General features: G+C 64.6%; 7 protein-coding genes. All 7 read right to left on the bottom strand.

Translation table 11 applies throughout. The features are described from left to right. Positions 1–108: 108 nt before the first annotated feature. The 7 genes from KHA85_RS00310 to KHA85_RS00280 all read right to left on the bottom strand — a co-directional run bounded on the left by KHA85_RS00310 (position 109) and on the right by KHA85_RS00280 (position 20,064). Positions 109–1,986 (bottom strand): DUF262 domain-containing protein, encoded by a 1,878-nt coding sequence (locus KHA85_RS00310; RefSeq protein ID WP_213184400.1) that lies wholly within the window; start codon positions 1,984–1,986, stop codon positions 109–111. A 97-nt stretch (positions 1,987–2,083) separates the two neighbouring features. Further along, positions 2,084–4,198, bottom strand: coding sequence for a DEAD/DEAH box helicase (locus KHA85_RS00305; protein ID WP_213184399.1), 2,115 nt, complete (start codon positions 4,196–4,198; stop codon positions 2,084–2,086). After that, on the bottom strand, positions 4,199–5,500 hold the full coding sequence (brxD, locus tag KHA85_RS00300; RefSeq protein ID WP_213184398.1) for a BREX system ATP-binding protein BrxD: 1,302 nt from the start codon (positions 5,498–5,500) through the stop codon (positions 4,199–4,201). Further along, the gene (gene pglZ / locus KHA85_RS00295; protein ID WP_236884945.1) at positions 5,497–8,316 is read right to left on the bottom strand and encodes a BREX-2 system phosphatase PglZ; all 2,820 of its coding nucleotides are present in this window, start codon (positions 8,314–8,316) and stop codon (positions 5,497–5,499) included. The genes brxD and pglZ overlap by 4 nt, the downstream gene beginning before the upstream one ends. A 2-nt stretch (positions 8,317–8,318) precedes the next feature. Then, complete coding sequence (locus KHA85_RS00290) at positions 8,319–12,206, bottom strand: DUF6079 family protein (protein WP_213184396.1); 3,888 nt, start codon at positions 12,204–12,206, stop codon at positions 8,319–8,321. A 4-nt stretch (positions 12,207–12,210) separates the two neighbouring features. Beyond that, positions 12,211–15,894 carry a BREX-2 system adenine-specific DNA-methyltransferase PglX gene (pglX, locus tag KHA85_RS00285; protein WP_213184395.1) on the bottom strand — a complete coding sequence of 1,228 codons (3,684 nt, stop codon included), beginning with the start codon at positions 15,892–15,894 and terminating at the stop codon, positions 12,211–12,213. Positions 15,895–15,966: 72 nt separating this feature from the next. Further along, entirely contained in the window at positions 15,967–20,064 is a 4,098-nt protein-coding gene (locus tag KHA85_RS00280; protein WP_213184394.1) for a protein kinase domain-containing protein, read from the bottom strand. Positions 20,065–20,084: the final 20 nt, after the last annotated feature.

The following is a 20,084-nucleotide window of genomic DNA, read 5'->3' as shown; positions in this document are numbered from 1 at the left end:
GAGGGCACGCGGACGTTCGCGCATGTGACCGTCGAACTCGAGCAACTAACGGACTGCGGCTATTGCCCCTCGAAAACCACACCACTCCACGAGTGGCCAAGGCGCCGCCTACATCGCACGGTACTTGAATTCTTCGTACCTCTGGAACAAATTCTCGATCTCTCGCTCCTCAATCAAGAACTCATGGTTGCTTGAGCCAATTCTCTCCCAGAACTTCCCGTCGTACTGGATTGGCGCATCGACTGCCGGCGCATGGATAGATATGACAGTGCGGATATCTCCCTCCGCTGAATGCAAACGAATCGGGCGAACGCCATTGATCAGTGCGCGCTTGAATGCGTTGTTCGATTCGGGAATTAAGTCAGTCGCCAGGATCCAATTCTTGATCGTCTCGAGCAATGTATCCAAGTCGACGCCTAGGACACGGAATTCGTGGTCTATACCGATTACGCCGTTCGGCAGACCTTCCGCAGAATCCGCAATACGTATAGGCTTAACGCCGTACTTCGCCTCCACCGCTGTGGTTGTTCCATGCGAATCCGATATGCCGACATATATTACCCCGGTCGCCCCGGGGGCAGTATTCGACATCGCAACACTGGTCTTAATTAGCTTCTCGACGAACTCCTTACGCGTCTTGAACGGCTGGACGCTAGGGGCAGAAGCAGAAAGGTCGGTGAACCCTTGCTTGAGTTCGTAAAATCGGTTCTCGGACGCAAAACGCAGATAATCTTGTCTCAGCCTCTCAGAATCCTCGCGATGGACGGAAATCTCCGGCGAGGTCCGCTCACTAAATCCATCCTGGATAGCGCCGATAAATTTACGGACCTGCGTTTGTCTTGAACTTGATTTCCACGTGCCTCCTAGATCAAGATTCTGGCCCGTCCAATATCCTTCCGTCGCCTTCACGACGTAAGCCAGGTTCGAAACCTCCCGGTCCTTCTCATACATCAGAGTATAAAATGCGCGAAATGCGATATAGAAAAAACGGGCCGCTGGATTGTTAGTGGACTTCCCCGTGTGCTGGGTCCACGACTTTCCCCCAAGTTTGGAAATCTTGCTCATTAGCTGCAAGATAGCAGTGAATTGAATAAGAAGAACATCTGGGTCAGACAATTTCGTAAGCTCGGAATCGACTACTCGGCCCACTTCGGACCCAATGTCGTAAACACTATCCCGCACCTCGGTGGAGGTATCAAACTTTCCGCGGGTAAGTATGTCAACCAAGAGATCCAAAACCAGCTGCTCGTCTTGAGAAGACCTCAAGTCATCACGGCGCAAGATCCTTTCCGAAATCCAGAATATCTCCTCGACTGGGATCCCGTCGCCTTCTGAGTCCTCTTTCCAGCGGAGCGAAATCTGAGACATTTCCGAGAGTGGAATATAATCGCTGCGCGACACATCGCCTCGGATCCCTGCGGAGATTCTTCTCACCACGTGGGAAATTTGGCTGGTGCTCCCGGCTTGTCGGACTTCCTGCATTCCAAGCTTCCTGCCAGAAGAGTTAATCCGGCGAAACGTCTCATCGACCAAGCTCGAAGAGCTTGCTTTATATGTGGAGACTGGGAGTTTATACTGAGCGACTCGGAGCGATGACTCTCTAGACATAATAGGGGTTTGCTGAACCAATTCTCCGTTGTCGCGTAGATACTTCGTCAGGCCCAACGCTTCCAAGTTGAAGTAATCTCCGTCGAACGAATACTTGTTCTCAAGAAAGGAGACTATTGCGTTGATCCGCTGGAGACCGTCAATGATTTCGTAAGAGCCATCCACCTGCTCTGACTTGGCGAGCAAGATAAGGGGGATGGGGATATCCCTCAGTATCGAGTCAATAAGTGACTCCTTCTGCGAAAGGGACCAAACGAGCTTGCGCTGATAGCGACGGTTCACGTTGAAGTAACCGCCATTATACTGCTCGAAGATCCACTCAATCCTCTGGCCTTCAACCTGCGTTTGAGCCTTAGCTGCTTTGCGAATTTCCGACATCGCTTTTCCTTACGAATTATTGTTACGTGTGGGCGTTTCCAGCCCCCGAGTTTCGTACAGGTTAGCAGGCCTCTAAGCGGATTCGCCGAGGTATCGGTCATCGATATGTGGCACGTCTTGCAATTACCTCGATGGCCCACTCGACGGGAAGCGCCTCGGAAAACTTGAGTTTTTCCACCAGTGTGGGCGGAACCGCAGGGAGCGGCCGCTCACTCTCCGGTAGGGACTCCCAGAACTCGAGCCGCTCCGCTGCAGGCCCGGTGGGCATGCCCTCGTGCAGGGTAATCGCGTCGGGCTGGACCAACCCTCCCTGCGGAGCCAGCTCTTCGCCCAAGGCCGGCCCGAGCGCCGCTTGGTAACGACGATTGGCAGCACTGCCCTCGTAGGTCCACCATTTCCGGACGTTGTCCGTGGTGGTCCACACCGGGCCGTGTGGGCTCACCGTGTGACGCAACCGGTCCTCATCGTCGGCGAGCGCGGCGCGGGCGCGGGCGGTGAGCCGAATCTGCTCGGGGAGCTCTCCCAGCAACACAGCGCGCATGCCCTGCGCGACCTGCCGACCGATGTCGGCGCCCCCGAACCCGTACCGTGCTCTGCCGCCGCCCGCGGCGGGCTCCACCTGCACCCGGTGCCTGGGCCAGTTGATGTCGGTGACCTTCCAGGACCGCCCGGCGAGAAGCAGATGAATTGGCCCATCGCCGCTAGTGAGAGCCCTCCACTCCACGGTGCCCACCTCCTGCCGGCCGGCGAGAACGGTGAACTCTCGCGGCATCGCGAAGGTAGTGAGCAGGTCCATGAAATGTCGGCGGCCAAACACCCGCTCAGCATCGGGCCCGAGGAACATGGCGCCGCCGTCGACGTTGAGGTACCCGCGCTCCACGAGGAAGTCGACGATCAGCTCGGCGGGACGCTCCAGGGTGTCCACATGCATGAGCGGGGTGGCCGCCCACCGGTCCTGCCAGCCATACCGCGGCAGCGCGCCCTCCTGCAGCATCGCCGCCATGATCTGCTGCGCCACCAGGTGCAGCGGGACCGGTGGAGGGACGACGGGCTCGACGTATCCCGTGCCCCAGGCATGCAGGAGCCCCAGCGTCCGGAGCAAGTGCCGGGGCTCGGTAGCGATGAACAGGCAGTTGCGGACGGTGCCAGCGCGGCGTCCGGTCCGGCCGAGCCGCTGGAGGAAGCTCGACACGGTGGTCGGGGCACCGATCTGGATCATCCGGTCCAGGTCCCCGATGTCGATGCCCAGCTCGAGGGTTGAAGTCGCCACGATCACGCAGTCGCGCGCTTCGGCAAAGGCCAGCTCGGACCGCCTCCGTTCCTCGGCGGAGAGCGACGAGTGCGAGAGGTACACGTCCACGTCGAAGCCCCGGAGCATCGATGCGAGCTCCTCGGCCTGCCGTCGACTGTCCACAAAGACGAGCCGTTTCTGCCCCCGGTACAGCTTGGACAGCAACACAGCGGCGGAGTCGAGGGTGTCGACGGCGTCTACGACGATGTCGGCGTCACCGGCGACAGGCCGGACCGCCTCACCCACGGCGACGCCAGGCGCGATCACACGGCCGGCCCTCCCGTCGACACCGCCCTGCAACCACTGCAGCAGCTCCTCGGGGTTGCCGACGGTCGCGCTCATCCCGATCCGCTGCAGCGGCCGCCCGACCAGGTGCTCGAGGCGCGAGAGCACGGCGGAGAGGTGCCAGCCGCGGTCGTCGCCGGCAAAGGCGTGGACCTCGTCGATCACCACGGTGCGCAGGTTCGCGAACAGCGTGCGGTGGTCGGTCTTGGTGGAGGCGAGCATCGCCTCAATGGATTCGGGTGTGGTGAGCAGGATGTCCGGTGGGTCGGCGCGGATGGCTCTGCGGGCACTCTCGCCGACGTCCCCGTGCCACACCTCGACGCGGCGGCCCATCCACGCGGTGTAGTCGACCAGACGCACGGCGAGGTTGTTGAGCAGTGCCTTGAGCGGGGTCACGTACAGGACGGTCAGGCTGGCCCAGTCCTCGTGGGCCATGCGGGTGAGTACGGGGAATACGGCGGCCTCGGTCTTACCGCCGGCGGTCGGCGCGAGCAGTAGGGCGTCCTCGCCGTCGATGAGCGGCCGGACGGACTCCTCCTGCAGCGGCCGCAGGCCGGGCCAGCCGAGGGAGTTGACCACGTGGTGCTGCAGGAGCGGGTGCAGCGCGGGGAAACCCTGCGGGGCGCGGTGGTCCATCTAGAGCTCGATGGCCTCGGGGTCGTCGATGATTGACGACGACGAGCTCGCCACCGCGGACCGTTCGCTCTGGCTGAGGTCGGTCGCATCGAGCGTGGGCGTGAAGTGCTGCCGCGGGAGGAAGTCCGGGAACATCTCGACGCGATCCAGGCAGTCGACGAGCATCCGCAGGTACTGGCGGGGTGCGATCCCCACCTGGCCGCCGAGTTTTCCCGCCACGGACTCGGCGAGCACGCGCAGGTAGGCGTCGTCGACGAGGGTGGTGACCCGCTGGGCGACGGCGGGGTCGAGGCCGACCGCGTAGAGGTCACGCACGCGCGACCCGACCTCGACCAGTCGGTCGAAGTCGAAGGCTTGAAGCCGGATCTGCGGTTGCCGGGGGTTGTCGAAGCGAGGGTCGGCGTCGAACTTCACGCCGATCCGCTGGTCGAGCGGAGGCAGTCGCTTGATGCCCTGTTGTCCTTCGAAGAAGGCGCTGGTCCCGGTGATGAGAAGGTACATCCCGGGGTAGCGGCCGGAGTCGAGCTCGTCGATCCACTGCCTCAGTGCGTTGAGGGCCTTCTCGCGAACGTCGCCGCGCATGCGCTGCAGGGTCTCGACCTCATCCAGGACCAGCAGGAGCCCGCGGTGGCCGGAGCCGGCGAGCACCTGGAGCAGTCCCTGAAAGAATCCCATCGCCAGGAAGTGGTCGAGTTCGCCCTTCACCCCGGCGGCTCGTTTGGCCGACGCGGCGACGTTGCGTTGACCACCGAGCCAGGCGGCAAGCCCGTCGGCAACCTCGGTATCACCGTTGAGCAATGCGTCCCGGTACCCGCGCAGAGCGAGTGGGAACACGGGCGCAGCATCGGCGACGGAGCGCAGTCGCTCTTCGAGCAATTCGGCGCCGTCTGCTCCAGAGGAGGCCGCGTCGTCTTCCACTCCGAGGAGCCAGTCGTCGAGCACCGCCCGGAATGCCTGTCGGGATACCGCGGGGGTACGGAGTTCTTCGCAAGATCGCCGGTAGACGGTCTCCAGCCTGTGCAACGGGGTTTCCAGCTCGGAGATCTGGACTTCAGCCACGGCGAAACCCCGCTCGATGGCCTGCTGTTGCATCCAGCGTGCGAAGAACGTCTTGCCCGAGCCGTATTCGCCGCGGACGGCCTTGAAGACCGCTGCGCCGCCGGCCACCTTGTCCAGTTCCTCCCCGATCACCGGGGCCAGGCGATCCAGGCCCACGGCGAGTTGGTCGAGGCCTTCGGCGGGCACAGTGCCCTTGCGCAGGGCATCGACGATGGCGGTGCGGCGGGCGGGGGACAGGCTCATGGGAGTCCGTACTGTTCGCGGAGAAGCTCGGGGCTGAAGACGACATCATTCCCGTCGATCTCAAGGACCGGCATGCCGTCAATGTTGACCACCTTCTGCATGCGGGTCAGTGTGCCCCGCAGACGGATGGCGTTCAGCCCCACTCGTTCGGCGAGTCCTGCCATCGGCATCCGCCCATTGTTGTGGGCGATGGCGCGAAGGGCATCAGCGAACTCGCGCGGTTCGAGCCCGATGTTGTGCGCCTGGACCTGGTCCCTGAACTGACGGTTCCTGGCCAGGGAGGTGTACAAGTCGCTGGTGCGTGATGTCGCCTTGGACGAGGGCGGCGGCTCGGGATCGTCGAACAGCGAGCTCTGCAGTTCACTGGGTGTCGAGGTCGGCGGCGGCGTGGGCCATTCCGGCTGACTCGCGCCGGCAGTGTCCGCCCCCCGAATTGCGGGCTCGGGTGCGCCGAGGTCCCACCATGCGGGCCACGGGTCCGACATCGGAAGCGCAGCGGGAAAAAGGGAATCTTCGTCGAGCCCGTCGAGCGACTGTACGAGCACGGAAATGGGAGCGCAGATCTCAGCTGGCGCGGCGCCACCGTGGTAGCCCGCCTTCTTCCCCGTGTACCGCAGGTCCTCGTCCACCGCCAGAATTGCCGATCCGCCGGGTGACAGCACTCTGGTGCCGGAGACTTCCCGTTCCCGGTCGTCGGCGGGGGGTCCGTCGCTGGGGCGCCAGCGGGCGCTGACCGCGGTGTCCGCATCAGCTTTGGGGATCTGGCTGCGTTCCACCACGTGCCCGTGATCGGACACGATCACCACGTCTCGACCGACGGCGCGGGCGTACTCCAGGAGCTTGTCCATGTGGGTGATCCGCTGGGTGGTCCAGGTGGCGGCAATGGGGTCCGAGCGATCCAACGCGTCGTCGACAGTATTGAGGACGGCCCCGACGACCGGAGTGTGGGTGGTGTCGTAGATGGTCTGCCGGACCTGGTCTGCGATCCCGGAGTCGAGTGCGGCCTTGTGGAACAGTCGAGCTCCGGGCAGGGCTGCAGCGAAGCCCTGCGTCTCCTCGGTCTGCCCGCCTGCCATGAGCGTGCCGGTGAGCAGCGAGGTCCGGGAGTAGGTGGTGACCGACGGCAGTGTGGTTGCCGCCACGTGGAGGCCGCGGGCGCTCAGATCGAGTTGCTGCCAGACGGTGCCGTGTCGGTTGCGGAGGTCCTCTGAGAGGCCGTGGGCTGCCGCCATCGAGAGCCCGTCGACCACCAATACCAGCAGCGGCCGGCGCTTGCGCTCTTCGCCGGAAACCGGTCCGGACTTGTGGAGCGGCTCGATGACCTTGCCTATGACGTCTTCCACGAGCAGGGCCGAGCCAGCGGAGGCTCCGTCGGCGAGCCTGCTGGCGGCCAAGGCGCCGAAGGCCCGGTCAATTCGCTTACGCGTGTCGAGCACGCGGTTGGTGACGTCGCGGGTGAGCGCATCGGGGTCCACGGTGGAGTGTCCAGCATCCGGTTTGGGGTCGGCGGAGAATCCCCTCCAGGCGGTGTTGACGGCCCGGTCCACCCAGCTCAACTCAGCGGCATACTCGCGCATCGCTTGTTCGATGGTCGCGGTGCGCATCGACTCTTCGGCGTGGTCGGCTGCGGTGTGGTGCCATCTCAGCAACCGCAGGAGCGCGGCGGCGGTGTCGATGTCGCCGGAGTAGGCCCGCCCGGCGTCTACGTGTTGCCGCATGTCCTCCAGGGCGTGCAGTGCGGGATGGTCATCGCCCCCTGCCAAAACGGGAGCTAGGGTGCGGACGAACCGGTCCAGCCGGCGCTGGAAGCCGCCCGGAAGAATTGTGGATGCGGCGAGCAGGGGACTGTCGGAGGTGTCGTCGACGTGGTCGAGTAGCTGACTGGCCTCGGCGAGGGCCGCGGTCACCGGCTGGCCGTGGTCGAGCATCGACCGTATGGCAGTGGCTGCGCCTCGTCCCCAGTCACGAAGGGTCTCCTCATCCTGAGGTTGCCCCACGTGCTTGCGGAAGAGTGCACGTGGCACCGCGAGGTTCCGTCCGTCGGTGCTGCTGGCGCCCTGGCCCAAGGTTTCGGCCACGACTCCTGCTGGCAGGAGGGCTCCGGGCCCCCGCGCGGACCACAGGGCCCGGATGCTTGATCCGGTGAGGGTGAGCCCGCGACAGATCCACGTCAGGAGCGACTGGCGGGTGGGTTCGGACAGTTCGTCAGCGACGTGGTCCCAGGACTCGGTGGCCTCGGGGGTTGCACTCCAGGCGAGCAGGTCAGCGAGTCGGGTGTTCTCGGCCAATCCGAGCACGTGACGGGTGACTTCGGCATAGAGGTGATCTGCGGTGAGGACGGGCGTCGAGGTGGGTTCGAGCGACGCCCGGTGCGGGGAGAGCAGTGCGACGAGCCCACGTATGTCCTGCCGATTGCGGGGAACGCGACCGCCGGTCCGTGCGGCCGAGAACAACCCGAGGAGCGTGCGGGTGGGGTCGAGTTCGAGTGATCGGCCCACTGGTTTGAAGTGCTCTTTGACGCCGTGGGGGATGTCGTCGTCGCGGAGGTCGGTCAGGACCACCCGCCACGGCGTGTCCGGGTCGTTTCGGTGCCGGATGACGTCTCGGAGTTGGAGAACCGTCCTGCAGCAGTGAACGGGGACCATGAGGTCCTCGACCGAGATTGCGGTCGGGCCGTCCCAGCGCGGCTGGGCGTGGACGACGAGCAACCCTCTGCGGACGTTCTTGTCGCGGTAGAGACCGACGAGGAGGCCCCGTATGTCGTCCTCGGTCGCGGTGGCGGGTGACGACGACGAGGTGTGCACCTGCGACGCCATGCTCACGCTTGGTCCTCCTCAACCGCGATGTCGATGCGGTAGCGAACGTGCTCGCCATGAGCTTCTCGGAGCTCGTTCAGGGCGGTCTCCACTGCCGACGCCACTTGCGACCGTTGGGCCGAGAAGTGACGGCGGGTGCCACTGCCTCTGATCTCGATCTCCGTTGCCGAAACCGGCGGATTCGGCGGATCGGGATGCACCGGATCGTCTGGCGGATCAGGAACGACTGGCGGGGGAGGGTCGACTGGCGGGGAAGGATCAACCAATCCCACGACCTTGGTAATCCACGCTTGAGCGGCTTTCTCGAACTTGCCCACCGCGGTGGCCAAGTTGGTCACGAACTCGTGCTGGCCCACGCCGGTGGCGAGCCCGGACACGATCGTCTGAGCGTCCGCCCCCAACGCTCCGGGCCTTTCGCGTCCCGCGAGCAGGGTTTCAAGGCTCTGCCCCACGTTCCGTGCCACCGCGGCCACGTCAGCGGCGCTGGTGATGGACAGGCTCGCCTCTGTGGTTGTCGCGCCGAGGTACCGGTTGCCGGACTCCTCGGTGGCGGCCAAGGCTGCAACGAGTTCTCCGGGCCGGTCTTTCTTTGTCGCCAGAGTCCGGAGGAGTTCTGCCTGCCGGCGGGCAAGTGCGAGCCGGGCCCCATCCTCCGGCAGCTCCAGTCGCGCACTCAGCTTGGAGAGCTGCTGGACCAGGTCCTCGCTGCCCTGCTTGTGTTCGGCGGCGTAGCTGGCCACCTCGGTAGACAGGCGGGTGAGGTTGGTGGGGGACAGGTGGTGCCGCTCGGGCAGCCCGAACAGGTGCTGGGCAGCCCGAACGGCACGGGTCCAGTCTTCCTGCGCGGGCAGGACGGGCTCGCGGAGCTGGTGGTGGAGCTGGATGTCCTTGAATGCGGGAGCCGCGATCGGCGCGTTGTGCAGGAACCAGCTCCGGTCTCGGGACTCGGCCCACGCAGCGGCGAGCAACACGAGACTTTCCTTGGTGAGCCCCGCGGTCTGCCGGAGCTTGTCGATCACCTGAGTGAGGTCCCCGACAGTGACGGTGCCGTGGGCGTCTGGGCCGAGTCCGCTGTCCTGCAGTCCCCGGTCGATCTGTCCTGCAAACGTAGAGAACTCCGAGCTGGGGAACACCAGGTGTGCCTCGTACACGTTGGCTACCCGCAGTCCTCCGAGTACCAGCGCCACGGAGCGGCGTACGGATTTGTCGAAGTTCGCCCGACCGTCCGCGTGGGAGTCGGACGCTCGGAGCGTCTCGAGGGCGCGACCGAAATCGGCCTGGGTGAGCGCGGTGGTGGTGTCGAACCGCGGGTGGTCGGGGTACCGCTGGTCGAAGGCCTGCTCGTAGAGGCGCCGTGCGGCTTCACCGAGGGTCGCGCCCACGGGCCTCTGGACGTCGACGGTGGTATCCATCGAACGGACGGGAGGTTGCCCTTCGGGGAAGGTCTCACCGCCGGTGACGCCGTACTTCTGTCGCAGAATGGCCGCGAGCTGCCCCGCGAGCTGGTCGCGCTGGGTGTACATGACCTGCCGCACCCGCTCGCGGTCACCCTCGGCGAGGTAGCTGGTGTAGCCACGCCACTTCTCCGGCTGAAGCACCCAGTCGATCGTGACGAGCCTTCCCAAGTCCTCCATCTGCTTGCGGTCGAGAAACGCGGGCAGCCAGGCGAGGCTGAACGCGTCGAGGCCGTCGGCGCGCATCCGGTCGAGGCGGGCGTGGTCATCGGTGACGCCGTACTTGTCGTCGTCATCGAGGGGGAGATCCACGATCACCCGCAACGCCCCGGGCGCCACGGGGGAGACGAGGTGGTCGGGTACGGACTCGGGGTCTCGGACGTTGCCGAAGGCGATTTCGACGGTGCGGGTGGTTCCACGCCATACGATCTGCGTGCTGCGGGCGCTGTCCTGCTGAACCGGTACCGACTCGATTCCGAGTTCGTTGATCAGGATCGACCTGAGCCGCTCCCGGCGCCGCGGGTAGGTGTCTTCGGCCCGGGCGCGGTCGAGGATCTCGTCGAACGGCAGCTCTTCGAGGGTGATGGAGATGAGCGGGTCGGTGGTGTCGGTGCCCACGGTGATCTCGGGGACCGAGGTGTTCCATTCGCGTACCGCCTGCAGCGCCTGGGCGGGAGCATCGCTGGCCACCACGACGGTGAGCTCACCATGGTTGAGATGCGCGAGCCGGCTGGCGGTGAGTGCCTTGAGACCGGGCACCTCGGGCGCCAAAGCCGAGAGCAGCAGCGTCTTGGCCAGCCGCAGCCGGGCGCGAACACCGCGTGGTTGCTGCAGGTCGGGAACTGCCGGGTCCTGGTCGGGGAACTGCGCGAACACCGCAGGCCGGAGCTTGTCGTGCCACAGGGTACGCGCGGTCCGGAACCGCGCGGCCACTGCCTCGTCGGCGCCGCCGCGCTGGTTGCCTTCGATGATGTAGTCGAACACTTCACCGACGGGGATGACCTGGTCGATGGTCATGGTGTCGGCGAGGTCGACGAGCATCGTCTCCATTACCTTGAGCGCGGTTCGGTCACGCTGCATGGCGGAGGAGAGGTTGATGAGGGTGTCGATGAGGACGGGGCTGAACGGGTAGGTGAGCCGGAAGTCGTCTTCGCTGGAGCCGCGGTGCTGATCGTCGGTGTTGACCTTGTCCAGAAGGACCGGCTTGACGGCGGCCGACAGGTGCAGCTTGTCGAACGATTCCTGGAGTGCGGCTGCTGCTGAAGCATCCTTGGGTGAGAGGAGTCGGCGATGCGCGATCTGCGGAAGGTTGGCCGTCCCGAGGGTGATGGAGGAGAAGCGTCCTTCCTGGTGGGCGATGGACTTCTCGCGGATGCTGGCGGCTTCGCCGGCTTCGATGGAGGAGTCTTTCCATGCCTTGAGGTCGTGCTGGCGGGCGATGAAGCTCACCACGGGGATCGACATGCGTCCTTGCGCGGATTCGATGAATCCGGTGAGTTTCTGGATCTCCCGACCGAAGAAGTCGCGGTTGGAGAAGTGGAACGTCAGCCACAGGATGAGTTCGTCGAGCAGCAGCACCACGGCCTCGTAGCCGAGCCCTTTGGCGTGAGCCGAGATGGCGGCGAGACCGTCGGGTAGGTGCAGCCAGTCGGTGTTGGTGCTTGCCGAGGTGAACCAGGTCTGACTGAGTGCGGAGATGAGGTGGTCGCGGTCGATGCGGTCGGCCGCGGGGTGACGGGCGCGATCGTAGGTGGCGGTGTCCCAGGTGCGGGCGGGAGCGCCGCCGAGCGCTGCCAGGTCGAGGCCGCCAGGTGTCGACGACGACGAGGTGGTCCCGTCCGGTCCTGTGGTCGCTTGCGCGAGGGTCGCGAAGAATTGTTCGTCTCCGACGGTCGCCCGCATCTGTTCTGCGTTCTCCAGCAGCCCTTCGGCGCGGTGCAGAACTGGCGGGGTGGCGCCGGGGTGCAGCTCGGCCAGCTGCTCTAGATACCCGGTGAAGAGAGTGTCCTCGATGGAGTCGGAGCCGAGGAAGTGGAAGGGCAAGGTGAGGATTGTCGAGTTCGTCGCACGGGGGTGGCGGGCGACGTGTTCTTGTAGCTCGGGGATCATCCGGGCTTGAGGGTTTCCGCTGAGCAAGGCCATGAGCACAGCCATGAAGTGCGATTTACCGGAGCCGAAGGAGCCCTTGAGGAAGGCTCCCTTGTTCTCTCCTTCGGCGATGGCGCTGTCGACCAGGGCGAGTGCGGCGTCGAAAGCGTCGGCGATAGAGGGGGTCACCACGTAGTCGGCGAGGGTGGCGCCCAATTCGTCGGCGGTAGTGGCCTCGGAGAGCTGGAGTACGAACGTCGAGGTACCCGAATGGTCGGGAATCGAGAAGATCTCCCGCAGGGAGGGGCTTGTGCCGGGTGCTGGGGCGCCGGGTGGGGTGAAGGCCATGGGTCTAGCTTTCCGTAACGGGTGCAGTAGCGGTTGATGCGGCGCGTCTGCGGCCGCGGGTCGCTGGGGCGGGCCGCCAGTTGGCGAGGTCGTCGACGGCAACGCCCACGTTGTCGGCGAGGGTGGCCAGTTGGCCGTTAAGGTAGTCGGCCCAGTCCAGTCCGAGGGTGGCGTCCATACCGGAGTGCCACTGCCTGATCCAGGGCATGACCTCGGCCAGTCCGGCTACAAGCGGGACGAGTTGCTCGGTCGGGGTGTCATCTTTGCGGTCGTCGTACAGCGACAGCAGCGCGATGCCTTGCTCTGCGTGGTCCCAGCCTGCCCACCCGAGCATCGGGGTGGGATCATCGGGCCCGGAGGCGTCGGGGTAGGAAATGAACCGTTCCTTGGGCACGTCGAGTTTGCCGCGCGCCTGCCAGTAGGACGACTTCCGGAAATCGGCCGAGGTGTACTTGGGAGGAACCGGCACCTCGGCAGTGGTGATCTCGCCACGGTCCTCAGCCCGCTGGGCGTCCCAGGTGTCCTGCCACGCAGCGAATTTCCGCAGCCCGGAGTCTTTCAACCGCATTGCAGCCAGATGGGGTACCGCCTCGTCCTTCAACAGGTCGAGAAGGTTGGCCAACACCCCGGCTTGACGCTTGGTCGACCACAACTCCAACGCCCCGGCCACGCCTTCCAGCAGTGGATCGGTCTCTACTCGTGCGGCGAGCTGACGCACTGACTGCGGCTGCGGATACCCGTTGCCGGCCTTCCACAACTGCGGGTTCTCGAGCCGGTCCAGAATCCACGACGCCAGCGCCTGCCGGACCCGGTCCTGCCACGGGGTGGAGGACCAGCGCCGCTTGTACTCGGGCCGTTCCAACAATTCCAGCGACCGATCCTGTCCGATCAACTCAAGCCGACGCTCCACAACCTTCCGGTACTCCTCGGGCAAATGCTCAGGGATCTGAGTGATCGGGGTGGAGCGATGCCGCTCGAACCACGCCGTTTCCGCCTCACCGGCAGCCACCCTCCGTGCGAGAGCGATCTCAAATGCACGTTCACCCAGCGCGATGCCCGGAACTTCGCCTACAGGCAGCGACTCATCGGCCCCGGTGAACCCGTACAGGTGATACACCTGCCAATCGAGCTCTTCTTGCTCGGCGATCATCAGCGATCGGATGCGCTCCCACTCCGCCTCGCCACGAGCAAACAATTCCGCCGACGGCAGTTCGCGCTCCAACAACGCCGCCGGCTCGGTCGCCGTCAGCTCCTGTGCAAGGCCATCAATTCGCCGCGCACGGTCCAGAGCAGACCCCGTAGGAAGCGGGAAATCCTTCAACGTCGTCCCAGTAAACTCGAAGAACTCGTCGAAAAGTTCATGTCGCGACTCTTGATTCACGCCTCCAAGCCCTTTGCCGAAGCAGTTTTGCTTGAGCCAGAAGCACGCCGTCGACGAGTTCAGTACACCGAGGAGCTCGAGATGCTCGTCCTCACCAGCACCCTCCGGCAACTTAATCACCGGCGCGGATTGCTTGAATACCTTCCCGCCCCGGTCCAACACAAAATGGTTATGCGTCGCAACAAAAGCAAACGTGATGGACAGGGGAGTCCGGTATCGCTCAGCCACCCAGCGGTACCACCCCCACCAGGCGGAATCTGCTGATTCCCGAGTTTCTCCAGCGAACCCCGTGACTGCTCGAAGCAGACGGCGATTTCTCCAGAGCCAACGATGCCAACCGGAATGCTGATCGAGAGCTATTAGTCCGGCATCGTTTCCGTACGGAGCCAGAGCGACTTCGGTGGATCGTATATCCCAATCCCGCACCACCTCGCCGACAACCAAGTCTCGCAGGACGTCGAGCTCAATCCCACGAGCCACAAAGCTGTTCTTCGGAGCAAAGAACGCATCGTCTAGACCAGGAAAACTCGCAAACCCTATCCGACGGCCCAGCCTGCCCTCGAGCACTTCTCGGTTTTTACTTAGGCGTGCTGTCACTTCCGGGGCGGCCCCACCCTGCAACGACCACGGATGGTTGGTCAACCCCTGCCGCTCTAGGCTAGTAACGCTAATCCACTGATTTTCGTATCCCGAAGAGTCGATGTGTTCGATGATGCTTCGCCATACGAGACCCTGCGCGGCGTCGTCCGGTGTTCCCGGTTCGCCTTGGATTCCCAAGACTGCGCGGACAGAGTCTGCTTGTGGTGGCCGGTTCCGCGACACCAGCGTCACCGTTGGCGTGCCATGGCCGGGGATGTAGGCGCCGGAGGTATCGATTACCTCGAGAAGGTCCTTCCGCGGCAAAAATTCTTCGATGAGAGGGACGCCGAATTCGCGCGCCATGAACGAGTTAGAGGTGATTTGTCCGATCCATCCCGCACGCAACTTGTCCAGTGTTCCGGATTTGGCGAGGGCGTGGAATTGCTCCATGAACGGCACCGTGAGTGCGTAGGTGCCCTTACAGTAGCTGTACAACTCGCGGTAACGCTGATTGAGCGCCTTGTCCTTGACCGTGATGTAGGGGGGATTTCCCACCACCACGTCGTACTGATCCCGCGCCAAAACTCGACGCAGAGCCTCGACGTCCTCGGTGGTCAGTTGCGCGCCACTCGCCACCGCGTCCGGGTCGAAGGAGATGCCGTACTCAAGACCGGACTGGCCAGCCGAGTCTTCGCTCCACAGCAACGAGTCACCCGCGTATACGTTTAGCGGCAGCTGGGGTGCGTCCAACAGACTCGACATGCCCATCGCCTGGAGCGCCGCTACCACCAGTCGGAACCTGGCGATGGCGACAGCGAACGGATTGATGTCCACCCCGTGAATCGACTCCAGCGCCAGCCGGGCATGCTCCGCCGGATCAAGCCCCGGCTCATTCTGTCGCCAATAGTCCAGCAATCGGCCGAACGCCCCGAGGAGGAAGTGGCCCGAACCGCACGTCGGGTCAATGACCTTGAAGTCCACCGGAGTAGTGCGCCCATCATCCTCAACCCGGGGACGGCGAGGACGACGCTCCACCAACGCCGGCGTCAAGGTGCGATCGAGAATGAACTCCTCCACGAACTCCGGTGTCTGCAGCAACGCGTACTTCTTCTTCGCGTACTCGGACAAATCTTGATACATATCGCCAAGAAATCGCGTATCGAGCTGCGGATCTTGCAATGCCCACACGGTCGCATTCTCCGCGTCAGCCTGGCGCCAGAATTCCACCAACCGCTGCGCGGCCTGATCACTCGGCTCAGCAATGTGGATCGCCGCATGCTCACCCACCAGTGACGCGGCAGCAGGAGAACGCTCAAGCTGCGCAAACGCATACCTCAGATACCCGCGGAACCCCTGATCAAGGTTCTGCGTGAAAAACCGCTCCTGTTCATCCACCGCCCGGGCCCGCCCATCAGCATCAGCGCCGCTGATCCACCGCTTATGTCGCCCCAGCAGGTCGTTGTCCTCACAGAAACGCACAAACACGCTGGTGAGCACCCACCCCACCGCAGCCTGCGTGAGCTGGTCCTCCACCCAATCTGTCCATGTAGCACCAGTGCGCTGTGCCTCCACCAACCCGGCATGCCGCGCCCTCCACACAGCCGCCTGGTCGGCGTCGTCCTCCAACCGCTCGCGCATGTCCTCAACCAAATCACGCACCACCGGCTGCAACGCCTGCGTCAACGTCTGATCCTGAGCCTTCCGCCCGCCCCGCGCACGACCAGCCATGTGGCACATCCTTTCCTTGAGGGCGGCTCCGGAAACCGGGCCATCCGAACGATCTTGAGAAGTGATAAACGACTAGACGCTGACGAGTTGCGAATCACTTGTGATCGGCAACTGTCGGCCCTCCACCTGATCCGGCTGCCCCGGGGCATCCGTGGGGCGGCTGGTGATCAGCACCACCGGCCGCTGCGGTGGGGCGGAAAGGTTGGTCCACCGTGAGAGCTGATCGAGTTGCGAATACCCCGCCAGCAGCGATGCCTCCGTGAGGACCACCACGGGGTCGGGCAACGCATCCACCTCGTCCAGGACCGACCGAACATGGGTCTCCATCACCGGCCGCAGCTGGTCTGGGGCGAGTTGCAGGACCTCATCGCGTTTGCTTTCCTGCCCGCTCGCGATGAGCGCTTCGTCGAGCCTGCCCAGCACCTTGTCGGACAGGTCCACCACCTGACCTCCGACGTGCATGGCGAGCTGGTCTGCGATCTCGTCACTGCGCCCATATGGCACCGACACGGAGACGAAACCTGCTCCGGAGAGCGCCCTGCTCAGTTGCTCCACCACGGGATCTTCGCCGGCGCCGACCCGGGTCCGGTGCGAGGACGGGGTTCGGGTAAGAACTGCGCTCAGACCAGCCGGCGTGTCCGAGAAGTACCGGAAGACTCGGCGTGCCGAGTCGTACGCCATGCCTGGCATGGCCTCCGACAGCACCGCTTCCACGTCGTCGCGCCGAGGTGCGCGACTAGCAAGCTGCGGGAACCTGGCCCGGATCGAGTCCGAGAGGAGCTCAAGAGAGAACTCCCGTGCAGCCTGGGGCAGCGTCAGGCTGATGAGGTCTCGTACTTCAATGTGGGTCGAGTACAGTTCCCCCGCCGTGTTGATCGACATATCCGGGTCACCAGCGACGGCGAGTTCCCGAAGTGTCTCGATCCCAACCCGTTCCCGGGAAACCGCGAGTTTGCTCAGCACGCTTGTGGCGACTGAACCCAGTTCCTGATCGACCAGCTCGGGGGAGACCACTTGGACCCCTGGCTCCTGCAGCAGGTCTCGCGCGGCCTGGTGCACCTCGGAGGCGAGCGGTTTGGCCCATTCCGGGTGCAGCGTCATGCCGATGACGTGACCTATCCGGCCGCGCCGGATCAGCTCGACTCCCGAGCCGGCCCCATCGGCGGCGCGGTGCAGACCGAGATCGAACATGCGCAAAATGCCCAGCCGCAGTCGCTCGAAATCCTCGCGGCTACGGCTGGGGTCGGAGCCCAGGAGCTGCTCCAGAGCGGCGGCGAGCTGACGGATACTGGCGACCCCTCCCCGCCGAACAATCTCGCTGTGGATGGCTCCGCAAATCGCTTCGAATGAGTCCCGCAGAAGGGGAGAGGACTTCCACAAGTCCGGGAACTTGCCGGTGATCTGCGGAATCCGGCCCTGCGTCACCCGCAATGTCTCCGCGAACGCCGACATCGCCTGGAAGGGATCTGCTGGTGAGTCATCTGCGAGTCCGAGGATCGCCCGGACCAGCTTGTAGTCGGATGTGCGGGAGCTCCCCGATTGCGCCAGCAACTCGTCGGCAAGCTGCCCCATCCCCGGGAGCGCGACAGTCGTGGCGGTCAGTGTGTCGCCCCTTCGCGCAGTGACGTCCCTGCCGATCACCGTCGCATTAGTAGCTTCTGTAGTGGGAGAGGCATGACGGGGGGAACGCTCTTGATCGCCGCCGTACAGGGAAGTCGCCGTAGCGAGCGCGTCACGGAACTCCTCTGCGGAGCCGTAGCGGCTGCGCACGTCGCCGTCGAGGAGCCGGTGGAAGATCGCCGTCATGGCGTCCACGACCTCGTCGCTCCACTCAGCGGGGAAGGTGTCCTGGTCGATGGCCACCCGGCCGTCCGTCAGGGACGGGTCCGTGAGTCCGTCCCCATACGTCGGGGTACTCCCCGTGGCCATCTCGAAGAGCACCACTCCCGCGGCGTACCGCTCGGCCGCCGAGTCCGCGGTGCGACGCCCGTGGCGGCCAAGGAACGGATCCCTGTACGCGCCCGTCCCCACTTCGGTGTGGTGCAGGGACTCGCGGGAGGCGGAGAAGTCGAACAACGCCAGGTGCGCGTTCTTGCCCGGCCGTCGTATTCCGAGGTTGGAGGGCTTGATGTCCCGGTGGGCCACGCCCGCCGCCTCCAGGGCCACTAGCATGTCCGCCAGATTGGCGGCGAACTTCCAGAACCTGCTCTGGGCGACCGGACCCAACTGGAGTGCACCGGCCAGGGTGACTGTGCCGCAGCTGGACAGCACCAGGCAGGTACGGTTGTTGTGGACCACCATGGGGTCTGCCAATAGCGACACGAACAGCTTCGAGTACTTGGCTGGCAGTCCCTTGGCCAGCGAGCGCAGTACCTCCGCTTCCCCACGCAGACGAGCGGCTGCCTGGTCGTCACGCCCCACCTTGAGCACCTTCGGGGGACCGTCCGGGTCGTCCGTGTCCTCGACCAGGATTCCCAGTGCCGTCGAGCCGGAGCCGAGGACCTGCTTCACCACAAACCGGTCGGCGATCTTGCCGTCGATCATCGGAGCCGCAGCATCCATCTGCGGGCTCGATGCGCGGGTGTCGTCCTGGCCCGCTGCCGAGTCCCACTTCTCGACGAACACGCGCACCGGAGTGTCTCCGGGCGTCGCGCTGGTGGGCAGGAAACTCTTGATCCGATCAGAGACCACGGGCGCGGTGGCCGTCTTGACCAGATCTCGGAGGTGTTGGTCGAATTCGTTGGTCACCGCGGTTACGTCCAGACCCCGGTCGCGCTCGAGGCGATCGAGCAGGTCGGATCGGTCTGAGGCCGGCTCCGCGCCGGTGAGGACGTAGTACGCCACCGCGCCCAACGAGAACAAGTCAGCAGCGAGCCGGTCCGGCGTGTGCATCCCCGAGGCCTCGGGTGCCTGAAACACCGCTGTTGCGTCGTCGACGCTGACGCTGGTCACAGCCGACCCCGTGGCCCCCAGGACCGTGCCGGACGCTTCCGTCGTTCCGGCCCGTGACCAGCCGTCGACCTTGACCTCGATCCGCCCGGGGCGGTCCACCGGAAGGGAGGACACACGCTCCACGTTAAGCAGGACTGTGGCGGGGTCCAGCCCGCGGTGAACCACCTGATGCTGGTGGGCGTAGAGCACGGCGCTGGCCACCTGGTGGACGATCTCGGCCCGCTCGGCAGCAGACAGTCGGGCACCCGGCAGAGCGACGTCCAGCGGCTGGTATTCCGGTAGCGCCGGGTAGACGACGACTTCCTCGGAAGTACCCCGGAGGGTCTCCATGCTCCGCGGGGAAACGATGTGCTGATGGTTCAGCCCTGCGAGCAACTCGTACTCGCGGCGCAGGTTCTTGCGCATGCTCAGCCGCTGGCCCTCGTGAGCCACCGAATCCAGGTTGAGCACTCGTGCCCGGATCGGGTCGCCTGTCTCCTTGTGTTCGCCGTCCCACTCGTGGAACCGGGGATCGGGAGAGTCCAACCGGTCGTGCAGGAGGAAGGAACCGGCGTACTGATCGCGTACCGCGATTCCAGCGATCGACTGCATGGCCACCGCGATGACCAGTTCCTGCAGCTCGTTGATGCGACTGCCGCCGGAGGGTTCCTGGATCCGCTCACTGATCGGTGGCAGACCGGTGTCGAGGGTCTCGAAGGGAAAATCGGCGGGGTCCACGCCGAAGATGTTGTGCGCCTTACCGGGGGGCAACGAGGATCGGATGGCCGGGTTGTGGAGGAACACCGCTTCCTGGATCCACGGGATCCTGCCGAACTTCGCCGCCGCCTCGCGGACCATTCGTGTGTTCTCCGGGTCCCGGGCGATCTTGGAGATCTCCTCTTCGAGCCGAGACTTGAAGCGCTGGGCCTTGCGACGGGTGGCGACCATGGGGGAGCGCATGCGATCCACCCGGCCGCGACGTTCGGTCACCCACAGGTGCTCATCCCCGCCGAGCCGGCCATGGTAGGACTTCAGCTCCAGCAGATGGATCCGGGATTGGCCCACCACGAGGGCGTCCACCTCGTGCCATTGCCCGTGAGAGTCCTGGAACTCGAAGTTGGCCCACACACGGTACGGGGACGAGTCCGGAACCGCGCCCGCCAGCAGTGCCAGCCCCTGCTTTTCATGGTCGAAAGCCGACCGGGAAACCTCGGTCCAGCGCTCGCTGTCCTGCCGCACCGTTGACCGACCTCCTGATA

The sequence above is a fragment of the Dietzia massiliensis genome, from assembly GCF_018390595.1.
Taxonomy (GTDB): Bacteria; Actinomycetota; Actinomycetes; order Mycobacteriales; family Mycobacteriaceae; genus Dietzia; species Dietzia massiliensis.
This window is presented reverse-complemented; position numbering and strand designations above follow the sequence as displayed.

Bases quoted from the DNA above. Each gene is read 5' to 3' on its own strand.
- brxD (WP_213184398.1), bottom strand. From the start codon at position 5,500: ATGAGCCTGTCCCCCGCCCGCCGCACCGCCATCGTCGATGCCCTGCGC.
- KHA85_RS00290 (WP_213184396.1), bottom strand. From the start codon at position 12,206: ATGGCCTTCACCCCACCCGGCGCCCCAGCACCCGGCACAAGCCCCTCC.
- pglZ (WP_236884945.1), bottom strand. From the start codon at position 8,316: ATGGCGTCGCAGGTGCACACCTCGTCGTCGTCACCCGCCACCGCGACC.
- KHA85_RS00305 (WP_213184399.1), bottom strand. From the start codon at position 4,198: ATGGACCACCGCGCCCCGCAGGGTTTCCCCGCGCTGCACCCGCTCCTG.
- KHA85_RS00310 (WP_213184400.1), bottom strand. From the start codon at position 1,986: ATGTCGGAAATTCGCAAAGCAGCTAAGGCTCAAACGCAGGTTGAAGGC.
- pglX (WP_213184395.1), bottom strand. From the start codon at position 15,894: ATGGCTGGTCGTGCGCGGGGCGGGCGGAAGGCTCAGGATCAGACGTTG.